Below are 18058 nucleotides of genomic sequence, written 5' to 3' on the forward strand. Positions count from 1 at the left end.
ACATATATGAAAAAGAGAATTATACAATTTCTCACGACCTATTTTTTATTTGTTCTTTTATTCGTTCTTCAGAAACCAATCTTCATGGTTTACTACCATGACTTATATACCGATGCATCTTTGGGTGACTACTTCCGCGTCATGTGGCACGGATTACCGCTGGATTTATCTCTTGCAGGCTATCTGACTGCTATCCCCGGCCTAGTGCTCATCGCTTCCGCCTGGACAAACTCATCCATACTCCGCCGCATCCGGCAAGGATATTTCGGATTAATAGCCTTTGTCATGGCCTGTCTTTTTATCATCGACCTGGGATTGTACGGCTTCTGGGGATTCCGTCTGGACGCCACCCCAATTTTCTATTTCTTCTCTTCTCCCAAAGACGCTATGGCAAGTGTCAGTTTTTGGTTTGTTCTACTTGGAATTCTGGCTATGCTGATCTATGCAGCAATTCTATACTGTATTTTCTACTGGTTCCTTATCCGGGAGAAAAAGCCTCTGAAAATACCCTATCGGCGTCAGAATGTCTCTCTTGCACTCCTTTTACTCACAGCAGCACTCTTCATCCCTATCCGGGGCGGATTCAGCGTATCGACCATGAATTTAAGCAAAGTGTATTTCAGTCAGGACCAACGCATGAATCATGCTGCCATTAATCCGGCATTCAGCTTCATGTATTCTGCCACCCATCAAAATAATTTCGATAAGCAGTATCGCTTCATGGATCCGAAAATAGCCGACGAATTATTTGCAGAGATGATAGACAAACCCGTCACAGCAACAGACAGCATCCCCCAATTATTGAATACACAACGCCCGAACATTATTTTCATTATCCTTGAGAGTTTCTCCACACACTTGATGGAAACTTTCGGAGGACAACCCAATGTGGCTGTCAACATGGATAAATTCGCCAAAGAAGGCGTATTATTCAGCAACTTCTACGGCAGCAGTTTCCGCACAGACCGCGGACTGGCATCCATCATCAGCGGATATCCCGGACAGCCGAGTACCAGCATTATGAAATATCCCGAAAAGACGGACAAACTTCCTTCCATCCCCCGCAGCTTGAAAAATGCGGGATACAGCCTGGAATATTACTATGGAGGAGATGCCGATTTCACCAATATGCGTTCTTACCTGGTATCTTCCGGCATTGAGAAAATTATTTCCGATAAAGATTTCCCTCTGTCCGAACGTACCGGAAAATGGGGAGCACAGGATCACGTTTTGTTCCAACGCCTGATGAAAGATCTGAAAGAAGAAAAACAAAAGGAGCCATTCCTGAAACTGGTTCAGACATCAAGTAGCCACGAACCATTTGAAGTTCCGTTCCACAGGCTGGATGATAAAGTCCTCAACTCTTTTGCGTATGCCGACAGTTGCGTGGGAGATTTCGTGAAACAGTATCAGGAAACACCGTTATGGAAAAACACACTGTTTGTACTCGTTCCCGATCATCAGGGCGCATACCCATACCCGATAGAAAATCCGCTGGACGGACAAACCATTCCGCTGGTTTTAATCGGAGGTGCAATAAAACAACCTCTTGTAGTAGATACTTATGCTTCACAAATTGACATTGCCGCTACCCTGCTCGCTCAATTAGGATTGCCGCATGATGAATTTACTTTCAGCAAGAATATCATGAATCCGGACTCTCCTCATTTCGCGTATTTTACCCGACCGAATTATTTCGGAATGATTACCGCCGACAACCAATTGGTGTACAACCTCGATGCCAATACCGTACAACTGGACGAAGGCACCGCCAAAGGAGCTAACCTGGAAAAAGGAAAAGCGTTCCTACAGAAGCTCTACGATGATCTTGCTAAACGCTAATAATTAAGAAATATGGAATATTTATAAGGCAATATAGGACATTTACTATTCTTTATTGTATATTTGTGACGTTAAAAATAGATCAATAAAGCCTGATGATACATAGCGAAATCGTCCAATTCCTTTCAGAGATAGATACAAATATCTTCTTATCTTTCAATGGTATACACTCCCCTTTCTGGGATTATTTCATGAGTTCCTTCACGGGTAAAATAATCTGGGTTCCCATGTATGCCACCATATTATACATATTATTAAGAAATTTCCACTGGAAGGTAGTCTTATGTTATGTGGCAGCCATCGCGCTCACGATTACCTTTGCCGACCAAATGTGCAGCAGTATTATCCGCCCGGTGGTGGCACGCCTGCGTCCCGCCAATCCGGACAACCCGATTGTAGATATGGTATATATCGTGAACGGGTATCGCGGAGGAAGTTATGGTTTCCCATCGTGCCATGCGGCCAACTCATTGGGCCTTGCCATGTTTGTAGTATTCCTGTTCCGCAAACGCTGGCTAAGTATTTTCATTATAACCTGGGCAATTCTCAATTGTTATACACGTATATACTTAGGTGTACATTATCCCGGTGATTTACTCGTAGGAGGTATTATCGGAGGATTCGGCGGTTGGCTATTCTGCACTATCGCTCACAAAGCAGCCATCTATTTGGAACCTTCCACCCGCACAAAGAGAAAGGAAATAAAACAATGGTCAGTCACTATTTATGTAGGATTGCTGACCGTACTCGGTATTGTTCTATATTCCACTATTAAAAGCTGGTAAAACATACATTATTTAAAGCTAAAAAGTAAAAGCCTGACACCGTGTATCCGATGTCAGGCTTTTACTTTTTAGTCTAGTTTATCAAGCTTTCTTGATATAATCAACAATCCACTGTCCTACTTCTTTCGTTCCGTATTTAGCACCGTCAGCCACCTGGATTTCGGGTGTACGTACATTCTCATCCAAAGAAGCGTCTACTGCTTTACGAATCAGCGCACCTTCTTCTTTGCAATCGAAATACTCGAACAACATAGCTACGGAAAGAATCTGTGCCAACGGATTAGCAATATTCAGTCCTTTAGCCTGCGGCCATGAACCGTGAATCGGTTCAAACACCGGAGTACTCTCGCCTGTGGAAGCAGAAGGAAGCAAGCCCATAGAACCACTGATTACAGAACCTTCGTCAGTCAGAATATCACCGAAGGTGTTTTCCGTTACCATCACATCGAAGAAAGCAGGTTCCTGAATCATCTTCATTGCAGCATTGTCCACAAACATATAGTCAGTTGTCACTTCCGGATAGTTCGGAGCCATTTCCTGTGCAATCTGACGCCACAGACGGGAAGAAGCCAACACGTTTGCCTTATCTACCACCGTCAGATGTTTTCTGCGCTTCATCGCATATTCAAAAGCCACTTTCAAGATACGTTCGATTTCCGGACGAGTATAATAGTTGGTATCATACGCCTTATCATTATCCTGATACTTTTCACCGAAATACATACCTCCGGTCAACTCACGGATACAGATAAAATCTGCGTTCTCTACCAGTTCCGCACGCAACGGAGATTTGTGAATCAGGCATTTGAATGTCTGTACCGGACGGATATTAGCGAAAAGTCCCAGTTTCTTACGCATCGCCAGCAAGCCTTGTTCCGGGCGTACCTTAGCGGTAGGGTCGTTATCAAATTTCGGATCACCTACGGCAGAAAATAAAACAGCATCCGCATCTTTACAAACCTGATAGGTTGCTTCCGGAAACGGATCGCCTACTTTATCAATCGCATCAGCTCCACAGATTGCATATTCATAACTTACTTTGTGGCCAAACTTCTCGCAAACGGCACTCATCACATCTACACCTTGCACAGAAATCTCCGGTCCGATACCGTCGCCTGCTAATACAGCAATTTTAAAATCCATAATCGTTTATTATTCTATTTATATATTCTTATAAAAAACATTCTTCGGGCAAGTTGTTTCTCATTTGCTCTTCTCGTATTCATCTTCTATGAGGTTCAACATCTTCATAGTAGCCTTAATGGCAGCCTCTGTCTGGTCGGCATCGAGTCCACGGGTACGGAACACCTGCTCATCATAACTCCACGTGATTACCGTCTGCACAAATGCATCCGTACGTCCACCGGGAGGGATGGTTACCGCATAATTGGTCAACATCGGGAATTTACGTCCTAATGTCACCTTATATATCTTACGCAGCGCACGAACAAAAGCATCATACTGACCATCGCCGCCTGAACTCTCTTCGTACTCTTTTCCGTTGATTTCTATCTTCAACGTTGCCATCGGTTTCAACCCATGAGCCAGATTCACAAAATAACTCTTCAGTTTGACCTTCTCCCCCACTGCTCCATGTTTCAACACATCCGAAACAATGTACGGCAAATCTTCCTGGGTAACCAGCTCTTTCTTGTCGCCCAACTCGATGATGCGTTCCGTCACCTTGCGCATAGCATCTTCGTCCAGCTCCAATCCGAGGTCTTCGAGATTTTTGCGGATATTAGCTTTGCCGCTTGTCTTACCCAATGCATATTCGCGCTTGCGGCCAAAACGTTCGGGAAGCAAATCATTACAGTAGAGATTATTCTTGTTATCCCCGTCGGCATGCACTCCTGCCACTTGCGTAAAGACATTCTCACCTACAATCGGTTTATTGGCAGGTATCACAATCCCCGAATAAGACTCCACTACCCGGCTGACATCATTCAAACGGCTCTCATCGATATTGGTCACCGCATTGAAATGGTCTTTCAAGATAGCCTGCACACTTGCAAGAGGAGCATTGCCTGCCCGTTCGCCCAGTCCGTTGATGGTTGTATGCAATCCTTTGACACCGCTTAATACGGCTGCAAGAACATTGCTCACTGCCAAATCATAGTCATTATGCGCATGAAAATCGAAATGAGTATTCGGATAACGTTTCTTCATCTTCCGCATATACTCTATCACTTGCAAGGGATTCAAGATACCCAGCGTGTCAGGCAACATATAACGCTTGATGCTTGTCTCTTTTAATCCATCCATCAACTGAAATACATAATCGGGAGAATCTTTGATACCGTTACTCCAATCTTCCAGATAAACATTGACGGTTATATCCTGTTCGTCGGCATAATGCACCACATTAATGATATCCGCCAGATGTTCTTCCGGTGTCTTTTTCAGTTGTTGCGTACAATGCTTCAGTGAACCTTTACAAAGAAGATTAATCACACGGCAACCGGTACGCTGAATCCAGTCGACAGAAGTATACCCGTCAACAAAACCGAGCACTTCCACTTTATGGAGCAGATTACGACGGGCCGCCCAATCGCAAATCATCTTCACGGCTTCAAATTCACCGTCCGACACACGCGCCGAAGCAACCTCCACCCGGTCTACCTTCAAATCTTCTAATAGCAAACGGGCGATCATTAGTTTCTCATGAGGCACGAAAGACACTCCGCTGGTTTGTTCACCATCACGAAGCGTTGTGTCCATGATTTCTATTTTCACGCCTTCTTTTCCCATTCTTCTATTTTATCTTTATTACTTAACAAGAAATCGATATCGTCCAATCCGTTCATCAAACAAAGTTTCTTGTAAGCATTGATTTCAAAATGTTCACTTTTACCTGTCGCCTTGTTGGTGATGGTCTGTTCGGGAAGGTTCACTTCCACTTCCATCTTCGGGTCAGCTTCTATCGAATCGAACAATTCTTGCAGAAACTCCTCAGTTACAACCACCGGAAGCACAAAGTTGTTCAACTCATTGTTCTTATGAATATCGGCAAAAAAGCTGGATACCACCACACGAAAACCGTAGCCAGCAATTGCCCAGGCTGCGTGTTCACGGCTGGAACCCGAACCGAAGTTCTTACCTGCCACCAATATCTGTCCGCTGTAAGTAGGGTTGTTCAACACAAAATCCTTGTTCAAAGAACCATCTGCATTATAACGCCAATCACGGAAAAGGTTATCACCAAAGAATTTTTCTTCACGAGTGGTTGCTTTCAGAAAACGTGCCGGAATAATCTGATCGGTATCTACGTTCTCTAAAGGAAGAGGAACACAAGTACTTGTGATTATATTAAATTTTGTCTTAGCCATCTTGATATTTACTATTTAATGATTTACGAATTACGATTGAAATTACATCAGTTCTCTCGGATCGGTAATCACACCAGTCACCGCAGCTGCAGCGGCTACCAGCGGACTAGCCAACAAGGTGCGTGCACCAGGTCCCTGACGTCCTTCGAAGTTACGGTTGCTGGTAGATACCGAATATTTTCCGGCAGGAATCTTATCATCGTTCATTGCCAGACAAGCAGAACATCCCGGCTGACGAATAGCAAATCCGGCTTCCGTCAAAATCTTGTCGATTCCTTCCTTACGGATCTGTGCGTCTACCATCCATGAACCCGGAACCAGCCATGCAATTACATTCTCCGCTTTCTTGCGGCCTTTCACGATGGAAGCAAATGCACGGAAATCTTCGATACGACCGTTTGTACAAGCTCCGAGGAATACATAATCAATCTTTTTACCCAACAAAGATTCCCCTGGTTGGAATCCCATATAGTCCATTGATTTCTTGAATGAAACCTGTGCAGCCTCACTCATTCCTTCCATAGTAGGAATGTGCTGTGTGATGCCCATACCCATACCCGGATTCGTTCCGTATGTAATCATCGGCTCAATGTCAGCAGCTTCGAAACGGACTTCCTTGTCAAATACGGCATCGTCATCACTCTTCAATGTCTTCCAATATGCCAAAGCCTTGTCCCATGCTTCGCCTTGCGGAGCACTTTCACGTCCTTTGATATATTCAAAAGTCACTTCGTCCGGAGCAACCATACCACCACGTGCCCCCATTTCAATAGAAAGGTTACAGAGAGTAAGACGTCCCTCCATTGTCAGATTGCGGATGGCCGAACCCGCATATTCTACGAAGTAACCGGTAGCGCCGCTGGTAGTCATCTTGGACATCATATACAGAGCTACATCTTTTGCAGTCACCCCTTTGCCCAGTTCACCGTCTACCGTGATACGCATTGTTTTCGGTCTTGACTGAAGAATACATTGTGAAGCCAATACCATTTCCACTTCGCTTGTTCCGATACCGAAAGCGATTGCTCCCATCGCACCGTGAGTAGAGGTGTGAGAGTCACCGCAGACAATCGTCATTCCCGGCAAAGTCAAACCACGTTCGGGACCTACGACATGGATAATTCCATTCTTCGGATGCATCATACCGTAGTGTGTCAAACCAAAATCCTTCGCATTCTTAGTCAGTGTGTCGACCTGCATTTTAGAAACCGGATCTTCAATCTCCTTATCCTGATCGTGTGTCGGTGTATTATGGTCGGGCATACAAAATACCTTTTCCGGACGCAACACTCCGATTCCACGTTCACGCAATCCGGCAAAAGCTTGCGGACTAGTCACTTCATGACAATATAAGCGATCAATATAAAGTTGTGTAGGGCCATCTTCCACAGTAGTCACCACGTGGGCATCCCATATCTTATCAAATAATGTATTCATCTGTTTATTTACTATTTTACTAATTACTATTTACTATTTACTATTTACTATTTTAGTCAATCTCTACAATGCCGATACGACTGTCAGCCTCTTTTTTATGATTTGAATTTGTTAATACAGTCAATATAAGCTTCTACGGAAGCGGCAATAATATCTGTATTAGCTCCAAAACCATAATAAATCTGGTTATCGTATTCTACCTGCATATGTACTTTACCTACATCATCACTTCCCTTGCTGATAGCCTGAATAGTAAACTCTTTCAAAGTCATGTGGCGTTCTACAATCTTCTTCAATGCTTTGATAGCTGCATCTACCGGACCGTTACCGCTGGCACAAGCCTCAAACTTCTCACCGGCAATGTTCAATCCCAAACTAGCTACCGAACGAACGCCAACCCCACTCGTCACCTGCAAATAATCCAATTTGATGCGATGGTTCTGGCTACGGTCTGCGCCTGCCAATACTAAAATATCATCATCATTAATATCTTTCTTCTTATCAGCCAATTTCAAGAACTCATCATACACCTTATCCAGCTTTTCCTGATCCAAGTCAACTCCCAAGATAGAAAGACGATTTTTCAATGCGGCACGTCCGCTACGGGCTGTCAATACGATAGAGTTATCATCAATACCCACATCATGCGGATCAATAATCTCATACGTCTGTACATTCTTCAACACGCCATCCTGATGGATACCTGAAGAGTGCGCGAAAGCGTTACGTCCAACAATTGCTTTATTCGGCTGCACCGGCATATTCATCAGGCTGGAAACCATGCGGCTGGTCGGATAAATCTTCTGTGTATTGATATTGGTCTGAATATCTATTTCGTGGTGGCTCTTGATAATCATGGCGATTTCTTCGAGGGCAGTATTTCCTGCACGTTCGCCGATACCGTTGATGGTTACTTCCACCTGACGTGCGCCGTTCAAAACACCGGCTATCGTATTGGCGGTAGCCATACCCAAGTCATTGTGACAGTGAGTAGAAAGTATGGCATTATCAATGCCGTCTACATGGTCAATCAAGTATTTTATCTTAGCGCCATATTCTGAAGGCAAGCAATAACCCGTTGTATCAGGAATATTCACTACGGTAGCTCCTGCCTTGATAACAGCTTCCACCACACGTGCCAGATATTCATTATCCGTACGGCCTGCGTCTTCTGCATAAAACTCTACATCGTCCACAAAACGGCGGGCATACTTCACGGCAGCTACCGCACGTTCGATAATCTCTTCACGATTCGAATTGAATTTATATTTAATGTGCGAATCAGAAGTACCGATACCGGTATGAATACGTTTATGTTTAGCAAATTTCAGCGCATCTACAGCAACATCAATATCTTTTTGAACGGCACGTGTCAAAGCACAGATAGTAGGCCAAGTCACCGCTTTTGAAATCTCAATTACAGAATTGAAATCTCCCGGGCTCGAAATGGGGAATCCGGCTTCAATCACGTCTACTCCCAACGCTTCCAATGCCTTTGCTACCTGAATCTTCTCTACTGTATTCAACTGGCATCCCGGAACCTGTTCACCATCTCTAAGAGTGGTATCAAAAATAAATAACCTATTGTCCATATTCAATGTATATTATATAATTATTAGCATTAAAAAAAGCCTTTCACACTTGGAAGTGAGAAAGGCTTTCGTATATTTTCATTTATACACATTTACGCACAGCACTCACTTCCACTAACCTTTGATAGTAGAATAATAATACCGCATAGTAGAATATGTATAAACATCTGGTTCATTTCTTGTCTCTTTTATAGTTTGACGGTGCAAAGGTATGGATTATTTCCTTACCACCAAATAATACGTTACTTTTTTATCGAAAAAAATATCATTTCATAAGTTAAAGCCGTTTTTTACCAAAAATATATCACGAATAAAGGTCTATATTTCATTAAATAAAAAGAGGGAGTAGAATGTTTTCAGCATTCTCTCCCTCATCTTCTTTATTGTTCTAAATCAATAGATTACTTCTTATCACAACATTCTTTCTTTTCTGCGCAATCTGCTTTTTTATCGCAAGCATTAGCACAAGAATCTTTAGCCTGGCAGCAAGAATCAGATTCAACAACAGCTTCTACTGTTTCTACAGTTGTTTCTTCACCTTCAGAAGCAGCGTTAGTAGTTTTGTTACCAGTACAAGACATCATTGCAAAAGAAAATGTTACTGCTACAGCAGCCAAAAATAATTTAGTTTTCATACCTTTCAAATTTGCTTTAAACGTTTAATAAAATAATTGTCAGTCGCAAATATAGTACTTTTTTTGCAAAGTACCAAAAAACAGAAAGCCCCTTGATTCTTAGTTGAATCAAGGGGCTTCTTAAAAACGGCGGCTACCTACTCTCCCACTGTTACGCAGTACCATCGGCGTGACGAGGCTTAACTTCTCTGTTCGGAATGGGAAGAGGTGGAACCCTCGTGCTATAACCACCTGAATAAGGTTATGACATGATGAAAAGTAAAATTGAAAGCTCATCGCTCATTGAAGAGCAATCCGCTAAACGTATATACCCAACCGGTACATATTTGAAAGAAAGTGAACGGGCAATTAGTAATGCTCGGCTTTGATGTTACCACCTTTACACCTGCATCCTATCAACGTCATCGTCTTTGACGACCCTAAGAAATCTAATCTTGTGGCTGGCTTCGTACTTAGATGCTTTCAGCACTTATCCAATCCCGACTTAGATACCCAGCAATGCACCTGGCGGCACAACTGGTAAACCAGCGGTCAGTCCAACACGGTCCTCTCGTACTAGTGTCAGAGCCACGCAAATTTCATACGCCCACGATAGATAGAGACCGAACTGTCTCACGACGTTCTGAACCCAGCTCGCGTGCCACTTTAATGGGCGAACAGCCCAACCCTTGGGACCTTCTCCAGCCCCAGGATGTGACGAGCCGACATCGAGGTGCCAAACCCCTCCGTCGATATGAGCTCTTGGGAGGGATCAGCCTGTTATCCCCGGAGTACCTTTTATCCTTTGAGCGATGTCCCTTCCATACGGAAACACCGGATCACTATGCTCTAGTTTCCTACCTGATCGACTTGTCTGTCTCCCAGTCAAGCGCCCTTATGCCATTACACTCTACGGACGGTTACCAATCGTCCTGAGGGCACCTTTAGAAGCCTCCGTTACACTTTTGGAGGCGACCACCCCAGTCAAACTACCCACCAAACAGTGTCCCCGCAACCACGGGTTAGAACTCAAATAATCAAAGGGCCGTATTTCAACAGCGACTCCACAAATACTGGCGTACCTGCTTCGAAGTCTCCGGCCTATCCTACACATCAATTACCCAAATTCAATGTTAAGCTATAGTAAAGGTTCACGGGGTCTTTTCGTCCCATCGCGGGTAATCGGCATCTTCACCGATACTACAATTTCACTGAGCTCACGGTTGAGACAGTGTCCAGATCATTACACCATTCGTGCAGGTCGGAACTTACCCGACAAGGAATTTCGCTACCTTAGGACCGTTATAGTTACGGCCGCCGTTTACTGGGGCTTCAATTCAATGCTTCTCTTGCGATGACATCTCCTCTTAACCTTCCAGCACCGGGCAGGTGTCAGGCTGTATACGTAATCTTTCAATTTAGCACAGCCCTGTGTTTTTGTTAAACAGTTGCCTGGACCTATTCTCTGCGCCCAACTCTCGTTGGGACCCTTTATCCCGAAGTTACAGGGTCAATTTGCCTAGTTCCTTAACCGTGAATCACTCAAGCGCCTTAGTATATTCAACCCGACTACGTGTGTCCGTTTGCGGTACGGGTACCTTAAAGATTAAGTTTAGCGGATTTTCTTGGGAGTATGCTTACACGCACTATTACCGTTTCCCGAAGGAATTGGTATACTATCAGGTTCGACTCTCTTTGTGGATTTGCCTGCAAAGATCAACATCTACACCCTTCAACGGACTATTCCGTCAGTCCGCGGCGTTGTCACGACTCCGTCTCCACGTCACTCCTTAAGGTAGTACAGGAATATTAACCTGTTCTGCCATCGGCCTCACCGTTCGGCTGAGCCTTAGGACCCGACTAACCCTGATCCGATTAGCGTTGATCAGGAAACCTTAGTCTTTCGGCGAGGGGGTTTCTCACCCCCTTTATCGTTACTTATACCTACATTTGCTTTTCCACACGCTCCAGCAAAGCTCACGCTTCACCTTCGACGCAGAGTGGAATGCTCCCCTACCGATCATTACTGATCCCATAGCTTCGGTAAATTGCTTGATGCCCGATTATTATCCACGCCAAACTCCTCGACTAGTGAGCTGTTACGCACTCTTTAAATGAATGGCTGCTTCCAAGCCAACATCCTAGCTGTCTTAGCAATCTGACTTCGTTAGTTCAACTTAGCAATTATTTCGGGACCTTAGCTGATGGTCTGGATTCTTCTCCTTTAGGACATGGACCTTAGCACCCATGCCCTCACTCCTGGGATCGAACTACTGCGCATTCGGAGTTTATCAAGACTTGATAGGCGGTGAAGCCCTCGCATCTTATCAGTCGCTCTACCTCACAGTAGTAATTCCCAAGGCTGCACCTAAATGCATTTCGGGGAGTACGAGCTATCTCCAAGTTTGATTAGCCTTTCACCCCCACCCTCAGTTCATCCGGAAGCTTTTCAACGCTTATCGGTTCGGTCCTCCAGTTAGTGTTACCTAACCTTCAACCTGACCAAGGGTAGATCACTTGGTTTCGCGTCTACTCCTTCCGACTAGTCGCCCTGTTCAGACTCGCTTTCGCTTCGGCTACACATTTTGAAATGCTTAACCTTGCCGGAAAAAGTAACTCGTAGGTTCATTATGCAAAAGGCACGCCGTCACTTCTTACGAAGCTCCGACCGCTTGTAGGCGCACGGTTTCAGGGACTATTTCACTCTTCTATTCGAAGTGCTTTTCACCTTTCCTTCACAGTACTGGTTCGCTATCGGTCTCTCGGGAGTATTTAGCCTTACCGGATGGTCCCGGCAGATTCACGCAAGATTCCTCGTGTCCCGCGCTACTCAGGATACCACTACGCTTCGTTTAGCTTCGAATACCGGACTATCACCGTCTATGGTTTCATTTTCCAAAGAATTCTTCTCACTAAATGTCTTGCGATATCGTGGTCCTACAACCCCAATATTGCCGTAACAACATTGGTTTGGGCTAATCCCCGTTCGCTCGCCACTACTAGGGGAATCATTATTATTTTCTTTTCCTGCAGGTACTAAGATGTTTCAGTTCCCTGCGTTAGCCTCTTGCTATGCAAGATGTCATTCCTTCAGAATGACGGGTTGTCCCATTCGGAAATCTTCGGATCAAAGGTTATTTGCACCTACCCGAAGCTTATCGCAGCTTATCACGTCCTTCATCGCCTCCGAGAGCCAAGGCATCCGCCATGCGCCCTTGCTTACTTTCTTTCAAACGTTTTATTCTTGTATTGGTACTGACGTTGGAATTGCTCCCAGCTATCAATATTGCATACTCGAACACGTACGGTTTGATATATACTTTTAGCTCTTACTTTTAATTTTACTTTTTGTACATCATGTCAAAGATCGTTTTCTCTTTTCAGAGAGAGTGGAGAATAACGGATTCGAACCGTTGACCCTCTGCGTGCAAGGCAGATGCTCTAGCCAGCTGAGCTAATCCCCCAAGAGGTTGTTCAAGAATATCGTTTTTTAGCTTTCAGCTTTCAGCTTTCGCTGTTCCTCATTCTTGAGCTTGGTAGTCCCAGGCAGAGTTGAACTGCCGACCTCTACATTATCAGTGTAGCGCTCTAACCAACTGAGCTATAGGACTAGTTCAACCTTGTCTACCTGTGCGTTAGACTCGGCTTCTTTTTTCTCTTGTTTATCTCTATCTATACTTCTATAGATGGTTGATCTATATATTATAAATAAACAAGTACCAGTAGTACAAAAAACAGAACCTTTAAAGTCATTATTTTTAACGATGGCCGTTTTACATTATTCATGTAGAGTTGCATCGTCTTACGACATCACTCCAGAAAGGAGGTGTTCCAGCCGCACCTTCCGGTACGGCTACCTTGTTACGACTTAGCCCCAATTACCAGTTTTACCCTAGGACGCTCCTCGCGGTTACGTACTTCAGGTACCCCCGGCTTTCATGGCTTGACGGGCGGTGTGTACAAGGCCCGGGAACGTATTCACCGCGCCATGGCTGATGCGCGATTACTAGCGAATCCAGCTTCACGAAGTCGGGTTGCAGACTTCGATCCGAACTGAGAGAGGTTTTTGGGATTAGCATCCTGTCACCAGGTAGCTGCCTTCTGTACCCCCCATTGTAACACGTGTGTAGCCCCGGACGTAAGGGCCGTGCTGATTTGACGTCATCCCCACCTTCCTCACATCTTACGACGGCAGTCTCTCTAGAGTCCTCAGCATAACCTGTTAGTAACTAAAGATAAGGGTTGCGCTCGTTATGGCACTTAAGCCGACACCTCACGGCACGAGCTGACGACAACCATGCAGCACCTTCACACCTGCCTTGCGGCTATACTGTTTCCAATATATTCAGGTGCAATTTAAGCCCGGGTAAGGTTCCTCGCGTATCATCGAATTAAACCACATGTTCCTCCGCTTGTGCGGGCCCCCGTCAATTCCTTTGAGTTTCACCGTTGCCGGCGTACTCCCCAGGTGGAATACTTAATGCTTTCGCTTGGCCGCTTGCTGTATATCGCAAACAGCGAGTATTCATCGTTTACTGTGTGGACTACCAGGGTATCTAATCCTGTTTGATACCCACACTTTCGAGCCTCAGTGTCAGTTGCAGTCTAGTGAGCTGCCTTCGCAATCGGAGTTCTTCGTGATATCTAAGCATTTCACCGCTACACCACGAATTCCGCCCACCTCTACTGTACTCAAGACTGCCAGTTTCAACTGCAATTTTACGGTTGAGCCGCAAACTTTCACAACTGACTTAACAATCCACCTACGCTCCCTTTAAACCCAATAAATCCGGATAACGCTCGGATCCTCCGTATTACCGCGGCTGCTGGCACGGAGTTAGCCGATCCTTATTCATATGGTACATACAAAATTCCACACGTGGAATACTTTATTCCCATATAAAAGAAGTTTACAACCCATAGGGCAGTCATCCTTCACGCTACTTGGCTGGTTCAGACTCTCGTCCATTGACCAATATTCCTCACTGCTGCCTCCCGTAGGAGTTTGGACCGTGTCTCAGTTCCAATGTGGGGGACCTTCCTCTCAGAACCCCTATCCATCGTAGTCTTGGTGGGCCGTTACCCCGCCAACAAACTAATGGAACGCATCCCCATCGATAACCGAAATTCTTTAATATCAATCTCATGCGGGACTGATATGCCATCGGATATTAATCTTTCTTTCGAAAGGCTATCCCCGAGTTATCGGCAGGTTGGATACGTGTTACTCACCCGTGCGCCGGTCGCCATCTTTAGTTTGCAAGCAAACTAAAATGCTGCCCCTCGACTTGCATGTGTTAAGCCTGTAGCTAGCGTTCATCCTGAGCCAGGATCAAACTCTTCATTGTAAAAGTATCTTGTCATCCGTTAAGATGATTTTTTGCTCTGTTCAGGACGCCGTAATTTTATTGACCTTATTTCAAATACCTGACATCCTAAATCGTATCGCTACAATCTCGGACAAGTATTGACGGTTCTATTTTTTACTTGTACTACTTGTATTGTTTATCAATATTTCAAAGAACTTGCTGCTTTCGTTTCAAAAGCGAGTGCAAAGGTAAAGACTTTATTTTTAACCACCAAACTTTTTCGGAAGTTTTTTTTCAACCTTTCTCTTTACTCATTTCTCAGGCTCTCTATGCGAAAGGGAAAGAATGTATAAAAGAAAGGCTCCGGCCTTTTTCTTTGCGAATCGGAATGCAAAGATAAGAACTTTATTTATTATCCTCCAAAACTTTTCGGAAGTTTTTTTGTTCTTTTCTTCAGGACCAATCACGCCTTTTCAACAAGTCAATTCCGCAAGGCTTTCTTCTCTTGGAAAGCGGGTGCAAAAGTACGCCCTTTTCGTATACCGTCCAAATATATTAAACTCTTTTTTCGAACTTTTTTTGAAGGAATTCCCTAAAGTGCTGATCCATAACGATGTTGTAGAACATATTTTTTAAGGATGAGTGGCTCGTGGTCGGAAACGATAAGGGAAATACACATTATTATATCACACGCGGGCGCGTACGGGCGCACAACGGGAAAGTTATCCGATGGAGAGCTGTCCGATGAAAAAAAAGAGGAAAGAGGGCAATGCCTGGTTCCGCTTATTGCAAAAGGAAGACTAAAAGGATGAATTCACGGGGAAGGCCAAAAGGAAAATGAAAAGCGATTGTAGCAAAAAAATGCGCGGCCTGAAAACGATTTTATATTTTCATTTCTCATATTCTCATAGATTGTAGGGTAATTAGTTGTAAATCACCGAAATAGTACTATGAGAAATAAAACAGGAAACTGCGTTTCTCATAGTATTACCGGAGTTTTATGCTAGAAATGGCGCATTTCTCATTCCTTTTAAAGGTATTTCTCATAGTATTTTGACTATTTATACTATAAATTCTCGAGACAGATCCTAAACTAAAGACCAAGCTGAATACCAGACTAGACACCGCTTTACAATATATTATCAGTGCTTATTGAAAGTATACAGAGTAGACATCCGCATATTTTCCTATCTGCATCTGTATCGTTCCACTACAGTGAACAGATCATTGCACTAGAGTAGAAAGAACCGTCTGAGGTTGTGTCAAAACGTTGGCACACCCTCTTTTATATTTTACAGTTCTGCAATATTTTCTTTTGGCTATGCTACTTTTTCCTCATGCATTTGGCAACAAGTTGCTATATTCCAATTATATCGGGTTATAAATAGTCCCATAAACATATATTTGGCAACTGTAATGAACCCCTTTCCTTCTTTTGTCAGTTTAGCACACATTTTTTTGATATTAAAGGCTATAGCAAAGAAAGCAAAGTCCATTATAACCTTGTCTTCTCCCACATGCCGGAATCTTCTGTATGCCATGTTGTATTTCATTTGTCCAAACACAGCCTCTGGTTCTATACACCTCCTGCCTCTATGCTTGATACCTTCTTCTGAGAGCAACCTTTCCCGTGCCTGCCGTTTGTATTGATTTAATCGGTGGTTGACTTCTATAATACGGTTCCCCCGAGCTTTAAAACAACTGCCACGCAAAGGGCAACCTTCGCATCTTTTTGCTTTATACCGGGCACTTTCGGTGATGTATCCGCTCGCTGTCTTGTCACGTTTGGTTCCTATGCGGTTCATGTGCTGTCCCATAGGACAAACGTAATAATCCTCCCCCGCATTGTAATGGAGACTTTCGGCATGGAACGGGTTGGGAGTATAACGAGGACGCTGTTCTTTATGGAAGTAATTGTACTTGATGAAGGCTTCTATCCCATTCTCCTGCATGAACCGGTAATTTTCTTCCGAACCGTAACCGGAGTCTGCCACACAGATATTCGGTAAACGGTTATAGCGGTACTGGAAAGAGTGGAAAAAAGGTATGAGGGTCAGTGTATCGGTAGGGTTGGGAAACAGACGGAAGTCTGTGATGAATTGGTTTTCAGTACCTATTTGCAGATTATATCCGGGTTTGGTCTGCCCGTTCTTCATGGCATCTTCTTTCATGCGCATGAATGTGGCACCAGGATCGGTCTTGGAATAAGAGTTACGTTCTCCAAGGGTATCAAGGTGATTGTCGTATTCTATCAGTTTGTCACGATACCCTTCAAGTTCCCTGACCTGCTTCTTCTTTTTGCGCAGGGCTTTCTTTTCTTCCTTATCCTTTGTTGCAGGCTGGCGTTCCAGGGCTTCTTTAAGTTCATCCACTATGTCAGAGAGCATGCAGGGAGTAAACTCCACGGATGTGTCTTTTATAGAGTTCTCCTGTGCAATGGCTTCATCCACCTGCTCCAAGAGAATACGGATTTTATCCATTAGTCTTGTACGGTTCCGTTCGACTGTCTTGCGCCAGACAAAAGTATATTTGTTGGCTTTGGATTCAATCTTGGTGCCGTCGATATACTCCACATCAAGGCTGATGAAACCTTTATCGGCAAGGACAAGAACCAACTGGGTAAATACATTATTTATTTCCTCCTTTACACGGTTACGAAAACGGTTGATCGTGATAAAATCCGGATGCTCATTACCGGCAAGCCAAATATAATGAATGTCACGAACGAGGTGCTTTTCTATTTTACGGCAAGAATAGATATTATTCATGTAGGCGTAGATTATCACCTTAAGCATCATTTTAGGATGATAAGGACAACGGCCCGTCTCCTTATAAAGCTTCTTGAAACTCTCAAGATTGAGATTGTCAATAACAGCATTCACGATGCGGACCGGGTCGTTCGCAGCTATGTTTTCATCAATTCTTTGTGGAAAAAGAACGGTTTGGTTGGGAATGTAAGGACGAAAATGTAACTTTGCCATAACGAAAAACTTTATACCTAAAGATACGAAAACTTTGGGTAATAACAAAGCCCGGGCTTGAGAAAGTCTGGGCTTTGCGCATAAAAAAAGGCTGTGTCAGCGTTTTGACACAACCTCGCAATGATACAGATAGTAGCAGGAAAAAATAGCAATGATTAAGGAAAAGCAT

9 protein-coding genes, 2 tRNA genes and 3 rRNA genes are annotated in these 18058 nt (G+C 44.1%); 2 read left to right on the forward strand and 12 right to left on the reverse strand.

All coding sequences use genetic code 11. From position 1 onward, the window contains the following. Nucleotides 1–6 precede the first annotated feature (6 nt). Both GD631_RS20700 and GD631_RS20705 read left to right on the forward strand, forming a co-directional pair. Nucleotides 7–1842: an LTA synthase family protein gene (locus GD631_RS20700; protein WP_185911530.1), complete on the forward strand. Its 1836-nt coding sequence runs from the start codon at nucleotides 7–9 to the stop codon at nucleotides 1840–1842. A 95-nt stretch (nucleotides 1843–1937) separates the two neighbouring features. Next, nucleotides 1938–2627 carry a phosphatase PAP2 family protein gene (locus tag GD631_RS20705; RefSeq protein ID WP_143259316.1) on the forward strand — a complete coding sequence of 230 codons (690 nt, stop codon included), beginning with the start codon at nucleotides 1938–1940 and terminating at the stop codon, nucleotides 2625–2627. A gap of 81 nt (nucleotides 2628–2708) precedes the next feature. Here GD631_RS20705 and leuB read toward each other — a convergent pair whose 3' ends face one another. The 12 genes from leuB to GD631_RS20765 form a co-directional block, all read right to left on the reverse strand. Next, nucleotides 2709–3770: a 3-isopropylmalate dehydrogenase gene (gene leuB, locus GD631_RS20710; RefSeq protein ID WP_004311790.1), complete on the reverse strand. Its 1062-nt coding sequence runs from the start codon at nucleotides 3768–3770 to the stop codon at nucleotides 2709–2711. A gap of 60 nt (nucleotides 3771–3830) precedes the next feature. Further along, a complete protein-coding gene (locus GD631_RS20715) occupies nucleotides 3831–5378 on the reverse strand; it encodes a hydroxymethylglutaryl-CoA lyase-like TIM-barrel protein (RefSeq protein WP_185911531.1) in 1548 nt (515 codons plus the stop codon). After that, complete coding sequence (leuD, locus tag GD631_RS20720) at nucleotides 5360–5956, reverse strand: 3-isopropylmalate dehydratase small subunit (protein ID WP_004307192.1); 597 nt, start codon at nucleotides 5954–5956, stop codon at nucleotides 5360–5362. The genes GD631_RS20715 and leuD overlap by 19 nt, the downstream gene beginning before the upstream one ends. A 42-nt stretch (nucleotides 5957–5998) precedes the next feature. Beyond that, nucleotides 5999–7393, reverse strand: coding sequence for a 3-isopropylmalate dehydratase large subunit (gene leuC / locus GD631_RS20725; RefSeq protein ID WP_143259315.1), 1395 nt, complete (start codon nucleotides 7391–7393; stop codon nucleotides 5999–6001). A gap of 95 nt (nucleotides 7394–7488) precedes the next feature. After that, nucleotides 7489–8985 carry a 2-isopropylmalate synthase gene (locus GD631_RS20730; protein WP_008771292.1) on the reverse strand — a complete coding sequence of 499 codons (1497 nt, stop codon included), beginning with the start codon at nucleotides 8983–8985 and terminating at the stop codon, nucleotides 7489–7491. Between the two features lie 401 nt (nucleotides 8986–9386). Further along, a complete protein-coding gene (locus tag GD631_RS20735) occupies nucleotides 9387–9620 on the reverse strand; it encodes a hypothetical protein (RefSeq protein ID WP_143259314.1) in 234 nt (77 codons plus the stop codon). Between the two features lie 124 nt (nucleotides 9621–9744). Continuing rightward, a 5S ribosomal RNA gene (rrf, locus tag GD631_RS20740) occupies nucleotides 9745–9855 on the reverse strand. Between the two features lie 93 nt (nucleotides 9856–9948). After that, a 23S ribosomal RNA gene (locus tag GD631_RS20745) occupies nucleotides 9949–12828 on the reverse strand. Between the two features lie 161 nt (nucleotides 12829–12989). Next, nucleotides 12990–13063, reverse strand: a tRNA-Ala gene (locus tag GD631_RS20750). Nucleotides 13064–13133: 70 nt separating this feature from the next. Next, nucleotides 13134–13210: transfer RNA gene (locus tag GD631_RS20755), tRNA-Ile, on the reverse strand. A 208-nt stretch (nucleotides 13211–13418) separates the two neighbouring features. Beyond that, nucleotides 13419–14947, reverse strand: a 16S ribosomal RNA gene (locus tag GD631_RS20760). Together the 16S, 23S and 5S rRNA genes with 2 tRNA genes alongside form the textbook arrangement of a ribosomal RNA operon. 1280 nt (nucleotides 14948–16227) lie before the next feature. Continuing rightward, complete coding sequence (locus tag GD631_RS20765) at nucleotides 16228–17889, reverse strand: IS1182 family transposase (RefSeq protein ID WP_143257978.1); 1662 nt, start codon at nucleotides 17887–17889, stop codon at nucleotides 16228–16230. Nucleotides 17890–18058 lie beyond the last annotated feature (169 nt).

It is taken from the genome of Bacteroides luhongzhouii (assembly GCF_009193295.2).
GTDB lineage: Bacteria > Bacteroidota > Bacteroidia > Bacteroidales > Bacteroidaceae > Bacteroides > Bacteroides luhongzhouii.

Coding starts and splice junctions, on each gene's coding strand:
- GD631_RS20700 (WP_185911530.1), top strand. CDS start 7: ATGAAAAAGAGAATTATACAATTTCTCACGACCTATTTTTTATTTGTT.
- GD631_RS20705 (WP_143259316.1), top strand. CDS start 1,938: ATGATACATAGCGAAATCGTCCAATTCCTTTCAGAGATAGATACAAAT.
- leuB (WP_004311790.1), bottom strand. CDS start 3,770: ATGGATTTTAAAATTGCTGTATTAGCAGGCGACGGTATCGGACCGGAG.
- GD631_RS20715 (WP_185911531.1), bottom strand. CDS start 5,378: ATGGGAAAAGAAGGCGTGAAAATAGAAATCATGGACACAACGCTTCGT.
- leuD (WP_004307192.1), bottom strand. CDS start 5,956: ATGGCTAAGACAAAATTTAATATAATCACAAGTACTTGTGTTCCTCTT.
- leuC (WP_143259315.1), bottom strand. CDS start 7,393: ATGAATACATTATTTGATAAGATATGGGATGCCCACGTGGTGACTACT.
- GD631_RS20730 (WP_008771292.1), bottom strand. CDS start 8,985: ATGGACAATAGGTTATTTATTTTTGATACCACTCTTAGAGATGGTGAA.
- GD631_RS20735 (WP_143259314.1), bottom strand. CDS start 9,620: ATGAAAACTAAATTATTTTTGGCTGCTGTAGCAGTAACATTTTCTTTT.
- GD631_RS20765 (WP_143257978.1), bottom strand. CDS start 17,889: ATGGCAAAGTTACATTTTCGTCCTTACATTCCCAACCAAACCGTTCTT.